This window comes from Micromonospora nigra (assembly GCF_900091585.1).
In the GTDB taxonomy this organism is placed as follows: Bacteria; Actinomycetota; Actinomycetes; order Mycobacteriales; family Micromonosporaceae; genus Micromonospora; species Micromonospora nigra.
On the sequence record NZ_FMHT01000003.1, the window covers coordinates 3,168,458 to 3,189,405 of the forward strand.

Here is a 20,948-nt window from a genome sequence, read left to right on the forward strand (position 1 = left end):
GGATCGTGCAGAACATTCGGCGGGTCGGGGTCATCGGCGGCAACCGCATTCCCTTCGCCCGGTCCAACTCCCGCTACGCGAACGCCTCCAACGCCGACATGCTGGGCGCGGCGCTCGACGGCCTGGTGGCCCGCTACGGGCTGGCCGGTCAGCGGGTCGGTGAGGTCGTCGCCGGGGCGGTGCTCAAGCACGCGAAGGACTTCAACCTCACCCGCGAGGTGGTGCTCGGCTCGAAGCTCGACCCGCACACAACCGCGTACGACATCCAGCAGGCCTGCGGCACCGGCCTGGAGGCCGCCATCCTCGTCGCCAACAAGATCGCCCTCGGGCAGATCGACGTCGGTATCGCCGGTGGCGTCGACACCACCTCCGACGCCCCGCTCGCCGTCAACGAGGACCTGCGCCGCACCCTGCTCAAGCTCAACTCCGCCCGCACCCTCGGCGAGCGCCTCAGGATCGCCGCGAAGCTGCGCCCCACCCAGCCGTTCAGGCCGGAGGTCCCGCGCAACGCCGAACCGCGCACCGGGCTGTCCATGGGTGAGCACGCCGCCCGCACCGCGCTGCGCTGGAACGTCGACCGGCAGGCCCAGGACGAGCTGGCCCTGCGCTCGCACCAGCGGCTCGCCGCCGCGTACGACAAGGGGTTCTTCGACGACCTGACGACCCCCTACCTGGGGTTGACCCGCGACCAGAACTTGCGCCCCGACACCACCCTGGAGAAGCTCGGTTCGCTGCGGCCCGTCTTCGGTGCCAAGGGCCCCGACGCCGACCGGGCCACCATGACCGCCGGCAACTCCTCCCCGCTGACCGACGGTGCCTCCACGGTGCTGCTCGCCAGCGAGGAGTGGGCGCGCGAACACCACCTGCCCGTGCTGGCCTGGTTCACCTGGTGTGAGACCGCCGCCGTCGACTTCGTGCACGGTGACGAGGGGCTGCTGATGGCCCCCGCGTACGCGGTGCCCCGGATGCTGGCCCGCGCCGGGCTGACGCTCCAGGACTTCGACTACTACGAGATCCACGAGGCGTTCGCCTCGCAGGTGCTCGCCACCCTCGCCGCCTGGGAGTCGCCCGAGTTCTGCAAGGACCGGCTGGGCCTGGACGCCCCGCTCGGCGGCATCGACCGGGAGAAGCTCAACGTCAACGGCTCGTCGCTGGCCGCCGGCCACCCGTTCGCGGCGACCGGCGGGCGGATCGTGGCGACGCTGGCGAAGCTGCTCGCGGAGAAGGGCAGCGGACGCGGGCTGATCTCCATCTGCGCAGCCGGCGGCCAGGGCGTGACCGCGATCCTGGAACGCTGACGTCCCTGCGGTCGGCGACGACCACCAGCGGGGCCGGGCGGCCGGCCGTACCCGCCGTACCCCGCCGGGAGGCTCGACGGCGGTGCCGGACAATGGCGGGGTGACGACGATCCCGAACGTGCTCGCGAACCGCTACGCCTCACCCGAACTGGTCGCCCTCTGGTCGCCGGAGGAGAAGGTCCGCATGGAGCGGCGGCTGTGGCTCGCCGTCCTGCGGGCCCAGCGGGATCTCGGCGTGGCCGTGCCGGACGGCGTGGTCGAGGCGTACGAGCAGGTGCTCGACCAGGTCGACCTGGCCTCGATCGCGCAGCGGGAGCGGGTCACCCGGCACGACGTGAAGGCGCGGATCGAGGAGTTCAGCGCCCTCGCCGGGCACGAGCACGTGCACAAGGGCATGACCTCGCGGGATCTCACCGAGAACGTCGAGCAGCTCCAGGTGCGCCGCTCGCTGGAGCTGATCCGCGACCGGGTGGTGGCCGCGCTGGCCCGGCTGGCCTGGCACGCGCACGAGTACTCGGGCGTGGTGATGACGGGCCGGTCCCACAACGTCGCGGCGCAGGCCACCACGTTGGGCAAGCGCTTCGCGTCGGCCGCCGAGGAACTGCTGATCGCGTACGAGCGGCTGGAGGAGCTGATCGCCTGGTATCCGCTACGGGGGATCAAGGGCCCGGTCGGCACCGCCGCCGACCAGCTCGACCTGTTCGACGGCGACGCCGACCGGGTGGCCGAGCTGGAACGGCGGGTCGCCGGGCATCTCGGGTTCAGCCGGGTGCTGGACAGCGTCGGGCAGGTCTACCCGCGCTCGATCGACCTGGCCGTGATCTCCGCGCTGGCCCAGGTGGCCGCCGCGCCGTCGTCGCTGGCCACCACGATCCGGCTGATGGTCGGCCAGGAGCTGGCGACGGAGGGCTTCAAGCCGGGCCAGGTGGGCTCCAGCGCGATGCCGCACAAGATGAACACCCGCTCGTCGGAGCGGGTCAACGGCTTCGCCGTGATCATCCGGGGTTACCTGTCGATGGTCGGCGAGCTGGCCGGTGACCAGTGGAACGAGGGGGACGTGTCCTGCTCGGTGGTCCGCCGGGTGGCCCTGCCGGACGCGTTCTTCGCCGCCGACGGGCTGTTCCAGACCTTCCTCACCGTGCTCGACGAGTTCGGGGCGTACCCGGCGGTGATCAACCGCGAGCTGGAGCGCTTCCTGCCGTTCCTGGCCACCACCAAGATCCTGGTCGCGGCGGTGCGCCGGGGCGTCGGCCGGGAGGTCGCCCACGAGGTGATCAAGGAGCACGCGGTGGCCGTGGCACTGGCCATGCGTGAGAAGGGCACCCCGGACAACGACCTGTTCGACCGGCTCGCGGCCGACGACCGCCTGGGCCTGTCCCGCGCGGAGATCGACGCCCTGGTCGCCGACCGGGCCGCCTTCGTCGGCGCCGCCCCCGCCCAGATCCAGAGCGTCACCCGCCGCATCACCAGGGTGGTCGAGTCCCACCCCACGGCGGCCACCTACGCCCCACCCCCCATCCTCTGATCCGCCCCCGCCATCGACCCGGTGGGGATCGGTGCGGTGGGGGGGCGAGAGGCGATCAGCCTGACGGGTCGGGGGTGGGGGTCTCGGCGGCCGAGGAGAGGGTGGGGGCGCTGGGGGGTTCGGCGATGCCGCCCGGGGAGTCGGCCAACGCCGCGTCGTGGGCCGTCCCCGCCGCCACCAGGGGCTGGTCGGAGGGCATGACGTCGGGCATCTTGGGCACCACGATCACCGCCGTGCCGTAGGCGCAGATCTCCATCCACATCTCGCCGCAGTCCCGGCTGTCGAAGCGCATCCCCACCACCGCGTTCGCGCCGAGCCGGCGGGCCTCCTCACCGAGCCGGGCCACCGAGTCGGTACGCCAGCGGGTCAGGTTGTCCGGCGCCATTGGGTCGTACGCGCCGCCGCGCAGGTTCTTGACCCCCTCGCGGTACGGGTTGCGGGTCCTGGCCATCGAGGAGACCACCTCGCCGAGGATCTGGCGGATCTCGTAGCCGGGAAGTTGATCCGTCGTCACGACCAGCACGGTTCCGATGCTGTCAGCCGATCCTGCGCCACATCGGGGGGCCTGTTCACCTGATCGGATGCTGCAAAACGGCGCGGCGCGGACGGCGGGCGCATTGCCCACCATCCGCGCCGCCGAGGGCGCTAACCGTCAGACGCCGGCCACGGACCTGATCCAGGCCCGGTTGTACGCGACGCTGCCGTAGTTCTGGATGCTCTGGCCGTCGGCGGTGGAGGCGACACCGACCTGCTGGCCGTTGTAGAACTGCGGGCCGCCCGAGTCGCCCCGCCACGCGTTGCCGTTGATCCGGCTGCTGCGGATGGCCTGGCCGCCGTACGCGTCGCTGACGTTGGTGCTGGTCACCCGCACGGAAGCGGTCTTGAGCTGGGTGGAGGCGGAGCAACCGCTGTAGCAGGTCATGCCCCAGCCGTAGATCGAGTTGGTCGACCCGACCGGCGGGTTGGTGCTGGCGAGGGAGACGTAGGAGGTGCTGACCGGGCTGGACAGGCGCATGAGGGCCAGGTCGTAGCGGCCGTAGGTGGCGCTCACGGTGCGGGTCACGCCGCCGGAGGAGCGGTAGACGCTGCCGATCCGAACCGACATCGAACCGCCGAGGCAGTGCCGCGCGGTGAGGACCCACTGCGACGAGATGACCGAGCCGGAGCAGGTGAACGACCCGTTGCTGAACACCGCCGCCGCCCAGGGGGCGGAGGAGACGGTGCCGCCGCCGATGATGTACGGCGTGGCGGTGGGGGAGGCGACCGCGCCGGAGCTGGCGCCGAGCACGCCGGCCAGCGTGGCCGCGAACACCGCGACCAGGGATCGGATGCGCATCGTGAGGCTCCTTGGGGGCTGGACCCGGGTTCGCCGGGTCGACCTGCGACGGCGGCCTGGGGGTGACCGCCGTTCGCGACGCCATAAATCGACGTCTGACGATGTACCGTAGGGGTCCGTGCGGTGTTTCACAAGAGTTGGATAGAAACAATCCGATGTAACAGTTGGATTTCGCGTGACCCGCCCCGCCGGGTCCGACACTCCGGCCCCGACAACGAACGCGCATCGGGATCGCAACGAACCCGCATCGGTCCCGTCCGCTGCGGACAGGTAACGCCGATCACTGCCCCGACGCCCTCCGGCCGGTGCGTCCCGGGCGGTATCTGCCAGGTAGGCTGGCTGCGCTCGCCCGTTGTGGGTCGGCACCCAACTGCGTACACAGTCAGGAGTGCCCAGTGCCTCGCGTCGTCGTCGACGTCATGCTCAAGCCCGAGATCCTCGATCCTCAGGGCCAGGCCGTCGCAAACGCGCTGCCCCGGCTCGGCGTCAACGACGTCGCCTCGGTACGGATCGGCAGGCGAATCGAGATCGACTTCACCGGTGAACCGGACCTCGACCGGGCCCGGGAGATCGCCGACAAGCTGCTCGCCAACCCGGTCATCGAGGACTTCACCGTCCACCTGGTCGAGGCCGACGAGCCCGCGGACGCCCGGTCGTGACCGCGCGGGTCGGTGTGGTGACGTTCCCCGGCTCGCTCGACGACGGGGACGCGGCCCGGGCCGTCCGGATCGCCGGGGCGGAGCCGGTCCGCCTCTGGCACGGCGACCCCCAGCTGCACGGGGTGGACGCCGTCGTCCTGCCCGGCGGCTTCTCCTACGGCGACTACCTGCGCTGTGGGGCCATCGCCCGGTTCGCCCCGGTGATGGAGACGATCGTCGACGCCGCCCAGGGTGGCCTGCCGGTGCTCGGCATCTGCAACGGCTTCCAGATCCTCTGCGAGGCCCACCTGCTGCCCGGGGCGCTCACCCGCAACCAGCACCTGCACTTCCGCAACCGCGACCAGATCCTGCGCATCGAGTCCACCGGCACCGCCTGGACGAACGCCTTCCAGCCCGGCCAGGAGGTGCTGATCCCGGTCAAGAACGGCGAGGGCTGCTACGTGGCCGACAGCGCGACGCTGGACGCGTTGGAGGCGGAGGGCCGGGTCGTCGCCCGCTACCTCGGCGGCAACCCCAACGGTTCGCAGCGCGACATCGCCGCGATCACCAACCCCGCCGGCAACGTGGTCGGCATCATGCCGCATCCCGAGCACGCGGTGGAGGCGCTCACCGGCCCCTCCCTCGACGGCCTCGGCTTCTTCACCTCGGTGCTCAAGCACCTGGTGGGGGCGCCGGCGTGACCGTGCGCGGCGGGATCATCGGTAGGCTCACCCGCCCGCTGGGCGGCGAGCGCAGCGAGGAGAGTTCATGACCACCCACCCGGACGAGGTACGGGAGACCCCGGGGGCCTTCCCGGCCGCTGGAGTGCAGCCTGCGCAGTCGCGTCCGGCTCCCGTCGCGCCGCACGCCGCCGCCCCGGCCCGGCCCGCCGAGCCGGCGTCCGACTGGGCCGAGGACGTGGACACCGTGCCGCGTGCCGCCGGCACGGCCGGAGAGCTCCAGCCGTACGCCGAGCTGGGCCTGCGCGACGACGAGTACGAGCGGATCCGGCACGTGCTGGGCCGCCGCCCCACCCAGTCCGAGCTGGCCATGTACTCGATCATGTGGAGCGAGCACTGCTCCTACAAGTCGAGCAAGGTGCACCTGCGCCAGTTCAGCGAGAAGGCCCCGCCCAGCGACCGGATGCTGGCCGGCATCGGCGAGAACGCCGGCGTCGTGCAGGTCTCCGACGAACTGGCGGTCACCTTCAAGGTCGAGTCGCACAACCACCCGAGCTTCGTCGAGCCCTACCAGGGCGCGGCGACCGGTGTCGGCGGCATCGTCCGCGACATCCTCGCCATGGGTGCCCGCCCGGTCGCGGTGATGGACCCGCTGCGCTTCGGCGCGGCCGACCACCCCGACACCGCCCGGGTGCTGCCCGGAGTCGTCGCCGGGGTCGGCGGGTACGGCAACTGCCTCGGCCTGCCCAACATCGGCGGCGAGGTCGTCTTCGACCCCTGCTACCAGGGAAACCCGCTGGTCAACGCGCTGTGCCTCGGTGTGCTGCCGGTCGACCGGCTACAGAAGAAGGACGCGACCGGCCCCGGCAACGTCGTGGTGCTGATGGGTGCCAAGACCGGCCGGGACGGCATCGGCGGCGTGTCGGTGCTCGCCAGCGCCACCTTCGACGAGGGCAGCGAACAGCGCCGCCCGTCCGTGCAGGTGGGTGACCCGTTCACCGAGAAGCTGCTGATCGAGGCCTGCCTGGAGCTGTACGACGCCGAACTGGTCGTCGGCATCCAGGATCTGGGCGGTGCCGGGCTGACCTGCGCGCTGACCGAGACCGCGGCCTCGGCCGGCACCGGCATGCGGGTGTGGCTGGAGCGGGTGCCGCTGCGCGAGCCCTCCATGGAGCCGCACGAGATCCTGGCCAGCGAGTCGCAGGAGCGGATGCTGCTGGTGGTCGAGCCGGAGAAGCTCGACGCCGTGTTGAAGACCTGCGAGAAGTGGGGCGTGCTCGCCACCGCGATCGGGGAGGTCACCCCGCCCGCCGAGGACGGCCAGCCGGGCCGACTGACGATCACCTGGCGGGACCACCTGGTCGTCGACGTGCCCCCGGGTTCGCTGGTCGACGACGGCCCGGTCTACGCCCGTCCGATGCGCGAGCCGGCCGACCTCATCCTGCTCCAGGCCGACCGGGCCGAGACGCTGCCCCGGCCCAGCGACCCGGATGCGCTGCGGGAGACCCTGCTGCGCATGATCGCCTCGCCGAACCTCTGCGACAGGGCCTGGGTCACCGAGCAGTACGACCGTTACGTCCTGGGCAACACCGTGCTGGCCCAGCCCGAGGACTCGGGCGTGATCCGGATCGACGAGCGGACCGGGCTCGGCGTGGCGCTGTCCGTGGACGGCAACGGCCGGTACGCCCGGCTCGACCCCTACCAGGGTGCGAAGCTGGCGCTGGCCGAGGCGTACCGGAACGTGGCGGTGACCGGCGCGAAGCCGATCGCCGTCACCAACTGCCTCAACTTCGGCTCGCCGGAGGACCCGGGCGTGATGTGGCAGTTCGCCGAGGCCGTGCGTGGCCTGGCCGACGGCTGCCTGGAACTGGGCATCCCGGTGACCGGCGGCAACGTCAGCTTCTACAACCAGACCGGCGCGGCGGCGATCCACCCGACCCCGGTGGTCGGGGTGCTCGGTCTGCTCGACAACGTGGCCGAGCGGGTGCCGATGGGCTTCGTGCCCCGCGCCAACGGCGACCACGACCAGATCTTCCTGCTCGGCGAGACCCACGTGGAGCTGTCCGGCTCGGAGTGGGCGTGGGTCACCCACGAACACCTCGGCGGTGTACCCCCGCAGGTGGACCTGGACCGCGAGCGTCAGCTGGCGGAGCTGCTGGCCGACGCGGCCCGCGTCGGGCACCTCAGCTCCGCCCACGACCTCTCCGACGGCGGTCTGGCGCAGGGCCTGGTGGAGGCGTGCCTGCGTCGCGGCGTCGGCGCCCGGATCGCCGTGCCCGAGCGCTTCGAGGGCGGCTCCATGCCGTTCGTCTACCTGTTCAGCGAGTCGGCCGGGCGTGCGGTCGTCTCGGTGCCGCGTGGGCACGAGAAGGCGTTCACCGCCCTCTGCACCCAGCACGGCGTGCCGTGGGAGCCGATCGGGGTCACCGACCCGACCGGCGGTGCCCTGGACGTGCACGGCCAGTTCCGGCTCGGGCTGGACGAGCTGAGGGCCGCTCACACGGCCACCCTGCCGGCTCTGTTCGGCGGTGCCGGGCTGGCCGAGGTGCCGGCGCCGGCCGCCGGGGTCGCGGGTGCCGTCGAGGCGGTTCCGCTGCCCGCCGACGCCCCGGCCACCGAGGTCGACCCGGCGATCGGGTCCGAGCCGATCGCCACGGCCGGCCCACAGCCCCGCACCGGTGCGGTCGAGCGGGAGGCCGACGCCGACGTCCCGCCGACGGCTGCCCCGGTGGGCACCGCGCCGGCCGGCGACGCGATTCGGGCCGGTGCGGCACCTGCTGCGTCGACTGTCGACGACGGCCGGTCCGACCCGGCCGGCGACCACGGACCGTCGGGCGCTCCCGGTGACCGTGCCGCGCCGCCGGTGCGCCCCACCGGTCGGCCTGCGCCGTCGACCGACGACACCGCCGGGCACCGGCACCCCGAGCCCGGTGCCACCGAGCACCACTCGGCGCCTGACGAGCGCTGAGGCAATGGCCGAGGCCGTTCACGGCCAACCCGGTGCCGGGGCACGGTTCGACTGGGGACTGGCCGGGGCGGCGGAACTCGGTCGGGTGTGCGCGGCGTTGGTGGTGGTGGACGTACTTTCGTTCACCACCGCCGTCGAGGTGGCGGTGGGGCGCGGCATGCGGGTCCATCCCTTCCCCTGGGGCGGGCAGGCTGCCGCCTACGCCCGGCGGGTCGGCGCGGTCGTCGCGGTCGGTCGCCGTCAGGCCGACACCGGCCATCCGTGGTCGCTGTCACCGGCGGCGCTGGGCACCGCGCCCGTCGCCACCGATCTGGTGCTGCCGTCGCCGAACGGCTCGGCCATCAGCGCCGCCGCCAGCGCCACGGGGCGTCCGGTGGTCGCGGCCAACCTGCGCAACGCTCGCGCCGTCGGGCGCTGGCTGCTCCGCCAGGGGTACGGCTCGACGACCGCCCCGATCGGGGTGGTCGCCGCCGGTGAACGGTGGCCCGACGGGTCGCTGCGCCCCTGCGTGGAGGACCAGCTCGGGGCGGCGTGCGTGCTGGACGCCGTGTCCGACTCACCCGGTGGCCTCTCCGTGGAGGCGGCGGTGGCGCTCGCCGCACTGGCCAGCACGCCGGACGTACCGGCGGCGGTGCGTGGGGGCGTCTCCGGTCGGGAACTGATCGAGGACGGCTTCGCCGGGGACGTCGAGATCGCGGTACGCGTCGGCACCTCCGAAGTGGTGCCGCTGCTGCGCCGGGGCGTGTTCACCCCGGCCTGACGCCGCTCGGCTGGTTGACGCACCGCCCCGGCGACCCACGCCGGCCTGACACCATCCCCGCGGGTTCACGCCGGCGCCTGACGGCGCGATCCGATGCTGGGCGGGGACAGTGGTGCGGGGCCGGGAGACAGGGCGGAGTGCCCGGGAGCTGCCGTGCGGGCCGCCCGAGTCGGGTGGCCCGCACGTGTGGTGCCGGGACGGGGCGGCCCCGTCGGTTGGTCAGTCGTCCAGCCAGTCGAGGCGGCGACCGCCGCGTTCCGGGGGCGGTCCGTCGGGCCGGCCGCGACCGGGCTGCGCCGGGTCGCCGTAGTAGCCGCCCTGGTCGTAGGTGGTGGGTTGGTCGTAGCTGCCGGGCTGCTGGCCGCCGTACCCGCTCTGGCCGTAGCCGCCCTGGTCGTAGCTGTCGTATCCGCCGCGCTGTGCCGGTGGCTGCTGACCGTATCCGCCGGCCTGCGGGCCGTCCTGGCCGTAGCCGCCGTGCTGTGGCTGCTGGCCGTAGCCGGCGGACTGGCCGGTCTGCTGGCCGTAGCCGCCGCCCTGGTCGTATCCGCCCTGGTCGTATCCGCCGGGCTGGGCGGCGTATCCGCGCTGGTCGTATCCGCCGGTCGGCTCGGCACCCCGGCCGTAGCCAGCGGGATCCTGCTGACCGTAGTCCTGGCCCTTGCCGGGCTCGTAGACGCCGGTGGCGTACGGGTCGGCGGGCGGCGGGAAGCGCGTCTCCTCCCCGCTGTACCGGCCGGTCGGCTCGTCGTAGCGGTCGCCGTAGCCGGGACCGCCGGCGGGGACGGGCGGATAGTCGGTGCCGCCGCCCGGCGCGCCGTAGTCCCGGCCGGCGTAGCCGCTGCCCGGGGACGGCGCGGTGCCGTAGCCGCCGGCCGGAGCGGATCCGCTGCCGTAGCCGCCGCCGGACGCGGGGGCCGTGCCGTAGCCACTGCCGGACGCGGGGGCCGTGCCGTAGCCGCTGCCGGAGGAAGGAGCGTTGCCGTAGCCGCTGCCGGAGGAAGGAGCGTTGCCGTAGCCGCTGCCGGAGGAGGGCGCGTTGCCGTAGCCCGGCGTGCCGTACCCGCCCTGGTCCTCGCCGTAGCCGCCCCAGCCCGTACCCCCGGACGCGCCGTAGGGCTGCGGCGGGGCGCCGTACGGGTCGGGCGGCACGTCGTCGATCACGGGGCGGTGCATCATCGTCGGGGCGTTGCTGAGGGCGGCGCCCCCGGCGACCATCGTCGGATCCGGCCCGGCGCCGCCGACCCGGTTCACCACGCGGGTCTGGTCGTCGGCCCCGCGGATCGCTCCCCGGGCGGCCGGCGCGGCACCCGCGCCGGTCGCGGTGGCGTCCGCGTCCTCCTCGTCGGTCTCGCGGCGCTTCATCCACAGCAGAACGATGGTGCCGACGCCGATCGCGACGAAGAGCCCGCCGAGCAGGATCAACAACCAGTTGCCGAAGCCGCCCGAATCCTCGTTGGCGGCCGGTGCCGCCGCGACCTCTGTCGGCTCGACGATCTCGTCGAGGGGCTCCTCGGTCGGCTCGACGGTCGGCACGGCCGACTCGCTGGCCGACGGGGTGGGGCTCGGGGTGGCCTCGGTCTTGATGGCAAGGGAGATCCGCCGGTTGGTGACGCTCTGGCCGGCGCTGGCGTTGAAGCTCACTGCGGCGAGGATGTCGTCCTTGCTCGCGCCGAGGTCGATGCGGCCCGGTGCGATGGGGTTCTCCGTGCTGCCGGTGAACCGGAAGTTGCCGCTGCCGTCGGTGGTGGTGTCGCGCTGCCGGCCGGCGCTGTCCTTCAGTAGGACGTACGCGTTCGGCACGCCCTCGCCCTCCTGGGTGACCACCCGGCCGGAGATCGACTTGACCGTCTGCGCCCGGGTGGGCTCCGGCGCGGCGCGGCCCTTGACGGTCAGCGAGAAGTTGGCGGTGTCGTTGCCAGATTTCGCCTCGACCTGGACGGTGACGTTGGCCGTCGCGTCGCCCGCGTTGTCGTTCGCCCTGATCGTCAGCTCGACCGACTTCGGTTGATCGGAGTCGAAGGTGATCTGACCGCAACCGCCGCAGCTCACGCCGGACGGCAGGCCGCTGAGACTGACCTTCGCGTTCTCGTCGTTGTCACGGGGAGTGACCTGTACGGTCACAGTGGCGTCGCTGCCGGCGTTGACGGTGACCGAGCCGGGCGAGACGGTGACGTCGGCGGCGTGGGCAGGTGTCGCGGGGACGGCGAGCAGGGCGCCGACAACCAGCGCCACGACCACACCGGCCCGCTGCTGCCAGGCACGTCGGTGTGTTGACACGTCCACCGCCTTCCGGACTGACTTCCTCGGCCGGCGGGCGCCGGGCCGGGATCATCACGGTACGAATACGCCGTCGGCAACTATGCCTTGTCGGGCCGGATCGGCGCGACCCAGGGCCAGCGTGATAGGCCGTGTCGGCGGGCCGTATCGTCCCGTCGTGTCCTCTCCGCACATAAAGTCCGCCGCCGTCGCGGCGACGTTGTCGGCGCTCGACGAGGGGCGTACGCCCGAACGGCCGGTGTTCCGGGAGGCGGTCCGTACGTTGTTGGCCGCCCTCGTGGAGCGCGCCCCCGGCCGATCGGTGGAGGTGCGCGTCCCACCCTACGGTGCAGTTCAGTGCGTCGCGGGTCCGCGACACACCCGCGGCACGCCACCGAACGTGATCGAGATGGATCCATCGACCTGGGTGGCGCTGGCCGTCGGTCGCGTCGACTGGGTGGCGGCGGTGACGGAGGGTCGCGTGCGGGTGAGTGGCGCGCGGGCGGACCTGGCGCCGTACCTGCCGCTCTGAGAAGGAGCGACGTGGATCACATCAGCACCGAACGTGGCGAGATGCTCACTATCCGTATAGACCACTGTTCGCGTACACTGTCAGGCGACGACAGCGGTCCCGGTGGACCGGCGCGGAGCAGCTCTCCTGACTCCGCCGGACGGGTCCAGACCAGCAAGAGGGAGCGGCAGGTGCCCCGAGGCGACGGCCGGCTGAGCCACGACCTTGATCCCCAACGACCCGGCCCCCAGGACGCCTGTGGCGTCTTCGGTGTCTGGGCGCCGGGCGAGGAGGTCGCCAACCTGACCTACTTCGGTCTCTACGCGTTGCAGCACCGGGGGCAGGAGGCGGCGGGCATCGCGGTCAGCGATGGCTCGGGAGTGGTCGTCTACAAGGACCTGGGCCTGGTCGCCCAGGTGTTCGACGAGCCGACCCTGGCCAGTCTGCGTGGGCATCTGGCGATCGGGCACGCGCGGTACTCGACCACCGGCGGCTCGACCTGGGAGAACGCCCAGCCGACCATCCGGGCCACGAGTGCCGGCACGACGATCGCGCTGGCCCACAACGGCAACCTGGTCAACACCTCCGAGCTCCAGCGTGAGGTTGCCGAGCGTGGCCTGGTGGCCGACGGCGCGACCAACGACACCTCGCTGGTCACGATGCTGCTGGCCAGCCGCCCCGACCTCTCGGTCGAGGCCGCCGCGCTGGAGGTGCTGCCCCAGTTGCGCGGCGCGTTCAGCTTCGTCTTCATGGACGAGTCGACCCTCTACGCGGCCCGCGACCCGCACGGCGTGCGCCCGCTGGTGCTCGGTCGGCTGGAGCGCGGCTGGGTGGTGGCCAGTGAGACCGCCGCGCTGGACATCGTGGGGGCGAGCGTGGTCCGCGAGGTCGAGCCGGGCGAGCTGATCGCCATCGACTCCGACGGCCTGCGCTCCGCCCGGTTCGCGGCCCCCGAGCCCAAGGGCTGCCTCTTCGAGTACGTCTACATCGCCCGCCCGGACGCCACCATCGCCGGCCGCAACGTGCACTCCGCCCGGGTGCAGATCGGCCGCCAGCTGGCCAAGGAACACCCCGTGGAGGCCGACCTGGTCATCCCGGTGCCCGAGTCCGGCACGCCGGCCGCGATCGGGTACGCCGAGGAGTCCGGCATCACCTACGGCCAGGGCCTGATGAAGAACCCGTACGTCGGGCGCACCTTCATCCAGCCGTCGCAGACCCTGCGTCAGCTCGGCATCCGGCTGAAGCTCAATCCGCTGCGGGAGAACGTCCGCGGCAAGCGTCTCATCGTGGTGGACGACTCGATCGTGCGCGGCAACACCCAGCGGGCGATCGTGCGGATGCTGCGCGAGGCCGGCGCGCTGGAGGTGCACGTACGCATCTCGTCGCCGCCGGTCAACTGGCCCTGCTTCTACGGCATCGACTTCGCCACCCGGGCGGAGCTGCTGGCCAACGGCCTCGACACCGACGGCATCCGCCGCTCGATCGGGGCCGACACCCTGGGCTACGTCTCGTTGCCCGGGCTGATCGCCGCGACGGAGCAGCCGAAGACCCGGTTGTGCCGCGCGTGTTTCGACGGTGAATACCCGATCGAGCTGCCGGCTGGCAACCTGATCGGCAAGCACGTGCTCGAAGGGGTGGGCCGGCGGGTCGCCGCCACCGACACCGCCGAGCAGACCATCCCTCCGCTCGTCGCCACTCCGGGCGGCGCGACCGCGCACCGCCCGTAGCACCGCCCGGAGCCGCCCGGCCCTCCCGGTGCGGTCCCGTGAACCACAAAGGGGAGAACCGTGACGCACGTGTCCGAGCGCAGCGGCGCAGGAAGCAGTCCGTCGGGTGCCGGCGGCGATCGCCAGCCCTGGACAGCCGGCACCGGCCGTACGACGCGCAAACGCTCGGTCTCGTACGCCGACGCCGGGGTGTCGATCGAGGCGGGCGACCGCGCGGTCGAACTGCTCAAGTCCAAGGTGCGGGAGACCCGACGCCCGGAGGTGATGGGCGACCTTGGTGGCTTCGCCGGCCTGTTCCGGCTGGACACGAAGAAGTACAAGAACCCGATCCTGGCCTCGTCCACCGACGGGGTGGGCACCAAGCTGGTGATCGCCCAGCAGATGGACATCCACGACACGGTGGGCATCGACCTGGTCGCGATGGTCGTCGACGACCTGGTGGCCTGCGGCGCGGAGCCACTGTTCCTGCTCGACTACATCGCGACCGGCGAGGTCGTGCCGGACAAGGTCGCCGAGATCGGCGCGGGCATCGCCGACGGCTGCCGGTACGCCGGTTGCGCGCTGCTCGGCGGTGAGACGGCCGAGCACCCGGGCGTGCTGCGTCCGGACGAGTACGACATCTCCGCCACCGGCGTGGGCGTGGTGGAGGAGAGCGACATCCTGAGCCCGGAGCGGGTCGAGGTGGGTGACGTCGTCATCGCGATGCGCTCCTCGGGCCTGCACTCCAACGGCTACTCGCTGGTGCGGCACGTGCTGCTGGGCGCGGGCCGGATGCGGCTGGACGTGGTGATCGACGACTTCGGTCGGCAGCGCACCCTCGGCGAGGAGCTGCTCACCCCGACGAAGATCTACGCGCAGGACTGCCTGAAGCTGATCGCCGAGGCCGAGGTGCGGGCGCTGGCCCACGTGACCGGCGGCGGCATCCCCGGCAACCTGGTGCGGATCCTGCCCGAGCACGTCGACGCGGTGGTCAACCGGTCCACCTGGAAGCCCCAGCCGATCTTCGACCTGATCCAGTCCAAGGGGCGGATCGAGGATCCGGAGATGGAGGCGACGTTCAACATGGGCGTCGGCATGTTCGCGATCGTCTCGGCCGAGGACGCCGACCGCGCCCTGGCCACCCTCACCGGTCGGGGCGTGGAGGCCTGGCAGGCGGGCGAGATCATCGAGGGCACCGGCACCGTGCAGATGGTCGGCCAGCACACCCGCGGATGATCACACTCCGCTGATCATCCGGGCACCTGATCAGGGCTTCACCCGAGTAGCCATCGCGGCCTAGCCTGAAGGGCACCCTCTCACGCTGTCGGATGCCCGCGTCCGGTCAACCCGACAGCCCTTCAGCCGCTGAGGAGGGCGATGGCTGCTCGGGGACGGTCGATGCGCGGGATGCGGGGCCTGGCCACCGTCCCGTCGTACGTCGTCATGCAGCCGACGACCCTCTGCAACCTCGACTGCGCGTACTGCTACCTGCCGTTTCGGGCGGTGGACCGGCGGATGCCGGTGGCGGTGGCAGAGGCGGTGGCCGCCTCGGTGAACCCGTGGGCGGCCGACGGCCGGTTCTCCGTGGTGTGGCACGGCGGGGAGCCGCTCACGGCTGGCCGGGAGCATCTGGCCGCCCTGATGGCACCCTTCGCGCCACAGGTGGAGCACCACGTCCAGACCAACGCGACGTTGATCGACGACGCCTGGTGTGCGTTCTTCGCCAACCGCGGGATGCGGGTGAGCATCAGTGTGGACGGGCCACGGGAGCGGAACGGGGACCGGGTCACCCGGGCCGGGAGGCCGGCGTACGACCGGATCGTGCGGGGGGTGGCGGCCCTGCGCCGGCACGGCCTGCCCTTCTCGGCCCTCGCCGTGGTGGGCGACCCGGCTCCGGGCCGGGCGGTGGAACTGTACGACTACTTCCTCGATCTCGGCTGCGACGTGCTCGGCGTCAACATCGAGGAGACCGAGGGGGTCAACACCCGGGACAACGCCCACGACGCGGCGACGGTGACGGCCTTCTGGGCCGAGCTGGTGGCGGCCTGGCGCCGCAACCCGCGCATCCACCTGCGCGAGGTGGAGTGGTCGCTGCGGTACGCGGCCGCCGTGCTGGACGACACAGCGGATGGGCTGCTTCCGGGCCGGCTGGACCCGATCCCCACGGTTGCCCACGACGGGGCGGTGGTGGTGCTGTCGCCGGAGCTGGCGGGCTTCACCGACCCCCGGTACGGCGACTTCTCCAGCGGGAACGTGCTGGCCACCCCGCTGCGCACGATTCTCGCCGGGGCGGCGGGGACGGGTTGGGTGGGCGAGTTCGTGGCCGGCGTGGAGGCGTGCCGGACGACGTGCCCGTACTTCGGTTTCTGCGGCGGTGGCCACGCGGCCAACCGGTACTTCGAACTGGGGCGCTTCGACGTCACGGAGACCGAGCACTGCCGCAACAGCAAGATCCGCCTACTGGAGGGAGTGTTGGAGCATGCCCGAAACCACCAGGCACCGGGAATGTGAGCGTGCGGGGGCAGCCACCCCGGACGGGGTTGCCGACCGGGTGCGGGAGGCCGCCGTCGGGCTGACCGCCCTGCTCCACGACGCCGAGGCGGCGCGACGGCTGCGAACGGAGGTGACGGATCGCGACGGGCCCGGCGCGGTCTGCGCCTGGAACCACTTCGAGAACATCCCGACGTTCTACAACTGGAACAACCGGCCGCGGTGAGCGGTGGCCGGTTCCGGGCTGCCGCTCTCAGGGCCTGCCGTCACCGCCGGATCGTCCTCCGGTCACGGCAGGCCCTGATCGTCGGGTGGTACGCCGCTGCCGAGTGAGCACATGCGTGAGCACGCGGACTGCCGCGTGCTCAGCTGCGACGGATGGTCAGCGGGTCGGACGAGCCCACGGATCCGGGTCGTCGTCCGCGTGATCCTCATCATCGTCGTCGACATACTCTTTGTAGTCGTCGTCGAAGTTGTGCTCAGACTTACCAGCACCCGCCAGTTCGCGCTGCAAGGCGGTGAGGTCGGTGTTCGGGGAGTGGTACTTCAACTCCCGGGCCACCTTCGTCTGCTTGGCCTTAGCACGGCCGCGCCCCATGGCTCGACCCCCTCGCACAGAATGCGGGGCAGCCCGAAGGCGGGCCCCGATGACGTCAGGCATCTCTCGTGGCTCTTACGGTACATGGGGATGCCACCGTTCGGCACCTCGGGTTACCGACGACCGGCCCTGCGCGTCGCGGTGGTCCGGCCGTCACACAGTGTACCCGGTAAGGGGCGGAGTCGTTGACGCTCATGACACCGGACAAACGACCACGAAAGCGGCTCCAGGGGCCCGGCCGGCCCGACCACGACCCGGGTGTCTGGCGAGGCCGGCACCGGGGGCGGCGCGGACCCGGCCGCCCCCGGTCGTCGCTCAGCGCAGGTGGATCGTGCGGAGCCGGCCGACCTCGGCCATCCGTCGCTCGGCCAACCGGTCGGCCGCGACCGCCGGGGGTACGCCCTCGGCGTCCGCCAGCCGCAGGATCTCCCGCGTGGTGTCGTAGATCCGGGTCGCCCGCAGCTTCGCGCGCTCGAAGTTGAAGCCGTCGATCTCGTCGGCGACCTGGATCACGCCGCCCGCGTTGACCACGTAGTCGGGGGCGTAGAGGATGCCGCGGTCGGCCAGCAGCTTCTCGATGCCCGCGTGCGCGAGCTGGTTGTTCGCGGCCCCCGCCACCACCCTGGCCCGCAGCACCGGCACCGTCTCGTCGTTGAGCGCGCCGCCCAGCGCGCAGGGGGCGTACACGTCGAGGTCGGCGGCGACCAGCGCGGCGGCGTCGTCGACGAGGGTGACCTGCGGGTGGTTGGTGCGGGCCCAGTCCACGGCCCGCTGGCTGACGTCGGCGGCCACCACCTCGGCACCGTCGTCCAGCAGGTGCCCGACCAGGTACTTGCCGACCTTGCCCAGGCCGGCGACGCCGACCCGCCGGCCGGCCAGCGTCGGCGAGCCCCAGACGTGCTCCGCGGCGGCCCGCATGCCCTGGAAGACCCCCCAGGCGGTGAGGATCGAGGAGTCGCCGGCCCCGCCGTGCTCCACGCTGCGGCCGGTCACGAACCGCGTCTCGCGGGCGATCACGTCCATGTCCGCCACGTAGGTGCCGACGTCGCAGGCGGTGTAGTAGCGCCCGCCGAGGGATTCCACGAACCGGCCGTACGCGCGCAGCAGCGCCTCGCTCTTGACCTGCTCCGGGTCGCCCCAGATGACCGCCTTGCCGCCGCCGAGGTCCAGCCCGGCCAGGGCGTTCTTGTACGCCATCCCGCGGGACAGGTCGAGCACGTCGGCGAGGGCGGCCTCCTCGCTGGCGTACGGGTAGAACCGGGTGCCACCGAGCGCGGGCCCGAGCGCGGTGGAGTGGATCCCGATGATCGCCCTGAGGCCGGTCTGCGTGTCCTGGCAGAACACGACCTGCTCGTGACCGGTGGACCCCGGGTCGTCGGTGCTGGCGAATACGCCCATGACTGCTCCTGTGTCGGCAGGCGCCCTTGTGGGGCGCGGACCTGGTGGACGCCGGCGGGGATGCTGCCGGTGTGGCCATGAGCCTAATATCGGGCGGCGTCGTCGCGCCCCTTGCGACAGCGCCGGGGGGCGCTCGGCTTGCGCTTCGTGGGAGGATCGCGCGGTGCCGTCGCTTTTCGCTTCTTACCTGCGCGTCTACGAGCCGCTGACCGCCTTCGACCGCGACCGCCAGTCGTACTGGCGGCGGTACGTGGAGCAGGGGCGGGCCGTGGCACCCGTGGAGGGCCCCGGCCGGCAGCGCACGGCGGTCATCGAGGCGCTCGGCGCGGGCTGGACCCGGCTGCCCGACCTGCCCGACGAGGCGTACGTGCTGGAGACGGACGAGACCCTGCTGGTCTGCCCGTGGAACCTGCGTATCCGGGTCGCCGAGGCGGCGCTGAGCGCCCGCGACGGGGTGCCGCCGGTGCTCGCCGACGCCTTCGTCCCGCCGGTGCTCGCCGGGCAGGCCAGGGCGGTGGTGGACGACTGGCGCAGCGGGGCCCGGGTGCTGGAGCACGGGGTTCCCCGGGTGCACGAGCAGATCGCCACCTGGGGCGTGCCGCTGCGGTGGTTCGTGCTGTTCGACGCCGAGGAACGGCAGCACGTGACAGCACCGCAGCGCCGGTCACTGCGCTTCCAGGCGGAGATCTCGAAGGCGCGTCGACGGTCGTCGCGGGCGCTGTCGGTGTTGCGCAAGTCGGTCGGCGAGGCGCCGATCACCGAGGCCGTCGAGGAGGCCGCCCGCTGGTTGGAGGAGTTCCACCCGCGCTCGGTGGTGGAGCTGGACTACGGCGGTCTGGTGGACCTGCTGTCCGACGAGACGCTCGCCGAGGACGACTCGCCGGAGCTGGTCGCCTCCGGGCTGGCCGGACTGTCCCGGGGCGAGGCCGAGGAGGCGTCTTCGGCGTACGACAAGCTGGTCGCGCGGTGGCGCGCGGTGCAGCTCCTGGAGCGGTGCAACTGATACCGGTTTGTCCCGGGAAAGTGCCCCCAAGGCGAGGGAGCCTCGTAGTTGACTCATCACGAACCGTGATCATGAGTCCGAATAAGGGGCATTCTGGGGTGTAAAAGTCGTATAAATCGGGCATGGTTCATCCGTCCGTCTAGGGACGTTCGGCCGTTCGGCCCATGTCGGACATCGGGGACTAGCCGGACCATGGGAGACGCGTCGGCCGGCGGGACCCCGGCCGATGTCTATACATGTGGAGGAGTGACCGATGGCATCGCGAACGCATGAACCAGAGCCGCTGCTTACACCGGCCGAGGTGGCGTCGATGTTCCGCGTCGACCCGAAGACGGTGACCCGCTGGGCCAAGGCTGGCAAGCTCAGCGCCATCCGCACCCTGGGTGGGCACCGCCGGTACCGCGAGTCTGAGGTCAGAGCCCTGCTACAGGGGCAGATCCCCCAGCAGCGCCAGGGGGACTGACCGGTCGGGCGAGACAAGACAGGATCTCACGAAGGGCGACGGACCTGGTCCGCCGCCCTTCGTCGTGTCTCAGTCGGCGACGGTCACCCGGATGCCGACGGTGCCGCCCTCGCCCCGGCGCAGCCGGCTGGCGAGCAGGCTCAGCCGGCCGATCAGCCGGTACTTCTGCTTGAGCAGGTCACGGATCCGCCGGGTGTGGGCCGGGTCGCACAGGCTCGCGTGCCCCGGCACCGCCGGCCCGTGCGGGCGACCCCGCACGTCGCACGGGGCCACGGTCACCTCACCGCTGCGCCGGATGCGTTTCACCTTGCCGGAGTCCGCCACCGTCCACACCGCCAGCGCGTCACCGTCCCGCACCGCCCACACCGGGGTCGGCACGGCGCGGCCGTCCTTGCGGAACGTGGTGAGCAGGACGTACTTCTCCGCCGCGAGGCGGTCCAGAGTCGTCACGCCGCCAGGATACGGCGGGTGCGACGCGCTGAGCGGGGGGATAGCGTGAGCCCGTGACGGGGCGACCACGGATCGGTGACGTGTACGGGGAACTGCTGCGCGACGCGTTCGCCACGGCCACCGGGATCGGCCCCCGGCCACTCGCGGGCGGCCGGCTGCCGCGCCCGGTCATCGAGATCATCGAGCGCGACGACGGGCTGGTCCACGGGGCTCCCGCCGCGCACTACCTGGACGGGCCGGAACACTGGCAGCCGTACGACCACCGGGCGGTGGACCGGGTGCGGGGCGCCACCCTGGACGTCGGCACCGGGGCCGGGCGCGTCGCGCTGCTGCTCCAGGAGCGGGGCGTACCGGTGACCGGGCTCGACACCTCGGCCGGCGCGCTCGACGTGTGCCGGCGTCGGGGCGTACGGGACCTGGTCTGCGGGACCGTCGACACGCACGCCGCCGACGGGCGGCGGTACGACACCTTCCTGCTGCTCGGCAACAACCTCGGCCTGTTCGAGGGACGGGAACGGGCCCCCGCGTTCCTCGCCGCGCTCGCCGCCCTGGCCCGCCCCGGCGCGCAGGTCATCGCCCAGGGTACGAACCCCTACGGCACCCGGGATCCGCTGCACACCGGCTACCACGAACTCAACCGCCGGCGGGGCCGCCTCGGCGGGCAGTTGCGGCTGCGACTGCGCTACCGCGACCTGGCCACCGGATGGTTCGACTACCTGGTCTGCTCGCCCGACGAACTGGCGGAACTGGTCCGGGGCTCGGCCTGGGAGCTGTCCGACGTGGACGTCGCCGACGCCCCCTACTACCTGGCCACCCTGCGCCTGGCCGGCGGGCCGGCGGCTGCGGTGGCGGACACCCGCTGACC

The 20,948-nt window shown here is 72.4% G+C and carries 20 protein-coding genes; 14 read left to right on the top strand and 6 right to left on the bottom strand.

What is annotated here, in order from left to right; all coding sequences use genetic code 11:
* Positions 1–5: 5 nt before the first annotated feature.
* Together GA0070616_RS13440 and purB are read left to right on the top strand one after the other, a co-directional pair.
* Positions 6–1,298, top strand: coding sequence for an acetyl-CoA C-acetyltransferase (locus tag GA0070616_RS13440; protein ID WP_091081657.1), 1,293 nt, complete (start codon positions 6–8; stop codon positions 1,296–1,298).
* Between the two features lie 100 nt (positions 1,299–1,398).
* Positions 1,399–2,823, top strand: a complete 1,425-nt coding sequence (gene purB / locus GA0070616_RS13445; protein ID WP_091081660.1) for an adenylosuccinate lyase — start codon at positions 1,399–1,401, stop codon at positions 2,821–2,823.
* Positions 2,824–2,878: 55 nt separating this feature from the next.
* On the opposite strand, the gene GA0070616_RS13450 is transcribed toward purB, so the two are convergent.
* A complete protein-coding gene (locus GA0070616_RS13450; RefSeq protein WP_091081662.1) occupies positions 2,879–3,451 on the bottom strand; it encodes a YbjQ family protein in 573 nt (190 codons plus the stop codon).
* 24 nt (positions 3,452–3,475) lie between these two features.
* The gene (locus GA0070616_RS13455) at positions 3,476–4,159 is read right to left on the bottom strand and encodes a S1 family peptidase (RefSeq protein ID WP_091081664.1); all 684 of its coding nucleotides are present in this window, start codon (positions 4,157–4,159) and stop codon (positions 3,476–3,478) included.
* 395 nt (positions 4,160–4,554) lie between these two features.
* On the opposite strand from GA0070616_RS13455, the gene purS reads away from it, so the two are divergent.
* The 4 genes from purS (at position 4,555) to GA0070616_RS13475 (ending at position 9,205) form a co-directional block, all read left to right on the top strand.
* Positions 4,555–4,818 (top strand): phosphoribosylformylglycinamidine synthase subunit PurS, encoded by a 264-nt coding sequence (gene purS, locus GA0070616_RS13460; RefSeq protein ID WP_091081666.1) that lies wholly within the window; start codon positions 4,555–4,557, stop codon positions 4,816–4,818.
* A complete protein-coding gene (gene purQ, locus GA0070616_RS13465) occupies positions 4,815–5,498 on the top strand; it encodes a phosphoribosylformylglycinamidine synthase subunit PurQ (RefSeq protein WP_091081669.1) in 684 nt (227 codons plus the stop codon). The genes purS and purQ overlap by 4 nt, the downstream gene beginning before the upstream one ends.
* 67 nt (positions 5,499–5,565) lie before the next feature.
* A complete protein-coding gene (purL, locus tag GA0070616_RS13470; protein ID WP_245712757.1) occupies positions 5,566–8,445 on the top strand; it encodes a phosphoribosylformylglycinamidine synthase subunit PurL in 2,880 nt (959 codons plus the stop codon).
* Between the two features lie 4 nt (positions 8,446–8,449).
* A complete protein-coding gene (locus GA0070616_RS13475) occupies positions 8,450–9,205 on the top strand; it encodes a 2-phosphosulfolactate phosphatase (protein WP_091081672.1) in 756 nt (251 codons plus the stop codon).
* Positions 9,206–9,424: 219 nt separating this feature from the next.
* Here the strand turns inward: GA0070616_RS13475 and GA0070616_RS13480 are convergent, their stop codons facing one another.
* The gene (locus GA0070616_RS13480; protein WP_245712758.1) at positions 9,425–11,485 is read right to left on the bottom strand and encodes a carboxypeptidase-like regulatory domain-containing protein; all 2,061 of its coding nucleotides are present in this window, start codon (positions 11,483–11,485) and stop codon (positions 9,425–9,427) included.
* Positions 11,486–11,642: 157 nt separating this feature from the next.
* Between GA0070616_RS13480 and GA0070616_RS13485 the strand changes: the two genes are divergently transcribed.
* The 5 genes from GA0070616_RS13485 to amcA all read left to right on the top strand — a co-directional run bounded on the left by GA0070616_RS13485 (position 11,643) and on the right by amcA (position 16,397).
* Positions 11,643–11,996 (top strand): sterol carrier family protein, encoded by a 354-nt coding sequence (locus GA0070616_RS13485; protein WP_091081675.1) that lies wholly within the window; start codon positions 11,643–11,645, stop codon positions 11,994–11,996.
* A gap of 170 nt (positions 11,997–12,166) precedes the next feature.
* On the top strand, positions 12,167–13,702 hold the full coding sequence (purF, locus tag GA0070616_RS13490; protein WP_091081678.1) for an amidophosphoribosyltransferase: 1,536 nt from the start codon (positions 12,167–12,169) through the stop codon (positions 13,700–13,702).
* 60 nt (positions 13,703–13,762) lie between these two features.
* The gene (purM, locus tag GA0070616_RS13495; RefSeq protein ID WP_091081681.1) at positions 13,763–14,917 is read left to right on the top strand and encodes a phosphoribosylformylglycinamidine cyclo-ligase; all 1,155 of its coding nucleotides are present in this window, start codon (positions 13,763–13,765) and stop codon (positions 14,915–14,917) included.
* A 171-nt stretch (positions 14,918–15,088) separates the two neighbouring features.
* Positions 15,089–16,192: a cyclophane-forming radical SAM peptide maturase AmcB gene (gene amcB, locus GA0070616_RS13500; RefSeq protein ID WP_342672301.1), complete on the top strand. Its 1,104-nt coding sequence runs from the start codon at positions 15,089–15,091 to the stop codon at positions 16,190–16,192.
* Positions 16,161–16,397 carry a multiple cyclophane-containing RiPP AmcA gene (gene amcA, locus GA0070616_RS13505; protein ID WP_091081687.1) on the top strand — a complete coding sequence of 79 codons (237 nt, stop codon included), beginning with the start codon at positions 16,161–16,163 and terminating at the stop codon, positions 16,395–16,397. Before amcB ends, amcA begins: the two co-directional genes overlap by 32 nt.
* Positions 16,398–16,553: 156 nt before the next feature.
* Here amcA and GA0070616_RS13510 read toward each other — a convergent pair whose 3' ends face one another.
* Complete coding sequence (locus tag GA0070616_RS13510; protein WP_091081690.1) at positions 16,554–16,769, bottom strand: DUF3073 domain-containing protein; 216 nt, start codon at positions 16,767–16,769, stop codon at positions 16,554–16,556.
* Between the two features lie 315 nt (positions 16,770–17,084).
* Positions 17,085–18,167 (bottom strand): Glu/Leu/Phe/Val family dehydrogenase, encoded by a 1,083-nt coding sequence (locus GA0070616_RS13515; RefSeq protein WP_091081692.1) that lies wholly within the window; start codon positions 18,165–18,167, stop codon positions 17,085–17,087.
* A 163-nt stretch (positions 18,168–18,330) separates the two neighbouring features.
* Here GA0070616_RS13515 and GA0070616_RS13520 point away from each other — a divergent pair, with 163 nt between their 5' ends.
* Both GA0070616_RS13520 and GA0070616_RS13525 read left to right on the top strand, forming a co-directional pair.
* On the top strand, positions 18,331–19,170 hold the full coding sequence (locus tag GA0070616_RS13520) for a DUF8083 family protein (RefSeq protein ID WP_091081694.1): 840 nt from the start codon (positions 18,331–18,333) through the stop codon (positions 19,168–19,170).
* Positions 19,171–19,423: 253 nt separating this feature from the next.
* On the top strand, positions 19,424–19,633 hold the full coding sequence (locus GA0070616_RS13525; protein WP_007073996.1) for a BldC family transcriptional regulator: 210 nt from the start codon (positions 19,424–19,426) through the stop codon (positions 19,631–19,633).
* Positions 19,634–19,702: 69 nt separating this feature from the next.
* On the opposite strand, the gene GA0070616_RS13530 is transcribed toward GA0070616_RS13525, so the two are convergent.
* Positions 19,703–20,083, bottom strand: a complete 381-nt coding sequence (locus tag GA0070616_RS13530) for a PPOX class F420-dependent oxidoreductase (RefSeq protein WP_091081696.1) — start codon at positions 20,081–20,083, stop codon at positions 19,703–19,705.
* Positions 20,084–20,136: 53 nt separating this feature from the next.
* On the opposite strand from GA0070616_RS13530, the gene GA0070616_RS13535 reads away from it, so the two are divergent.
* A complete protein-coding gene (locus GA0070616_RS13535) occupies positions 20,137–20,946 on the top strand; it encodes a class I SAM-dependent methyltransferase (protein ID WP_091081699.1) in 810 nt (269 codons plus the stop codon).
* Positions 20,947–20,948: the final 2 nt, after the last annotated feature.

Coding starts and splice junctions, on each gene's coding strand:
- amcB (WP_342672301.1), top strand. CDS start 15,089: ATGCGGGGCCTGGCCACCGTCCCGTCGTACGTCGTCATGCAGCCGACG.
- GA0070616_RS13475 (WP_091081672.1), top strand. CDS start 8,450: ATGGCCGAGGCCGTTCACGGCCAACCCGGTGCCGGGGCACGGTTCGAC.
- GA0070616_RS13525 (WP_007073996.1), top strand. CDS start 19,424: ATGGCATCGCGAACGCATGAACCAGAGCCGCTGCTTACACCGGCCGAG.
- purL (WP_245712757.1), top strand. CDS start 5,566: ATGACCACCCACCCGGACGAGGTACGGGAGACCCCGGGGGCCTTCCCG.
- amcA (WP_091081687.1), top strand. CDS start 16,161: ATGCCCGAAACCACCAGGCACCGGGAATGTGAGCGTGCGGGGGCAGCC.
- GA0070616_RS13455 (WP_091081664.1), bottom strand. CDS start 4,159: ATGCGCATCCGATCCCTGGTCGCGGTGTTCGCGGCCACGCTGGCCGGC.
- GA0070616_RS13515 (WP_091081692.1), bottom strand. CDS start 18,167: ATGGGCGTATTCGCCAGCACCGACGACCCGGGGTCCACCGGTCACGAG.
- GA0070616_RS13510 (WP_091081690.1), bottom strand. CDS start 16,769: ATGGGGCGCGGCCGTGCTAAGGCCAAGCAGACGAAGGTGGCCCGGGAG.
- GA0070616_RS13450 (WP_091081662.1), bottom strand. CDS start 3,451: ATGGTGGGCAATGCGCCCGCCGTCCGCGCCGCGCCGTTTTGCAGCATC.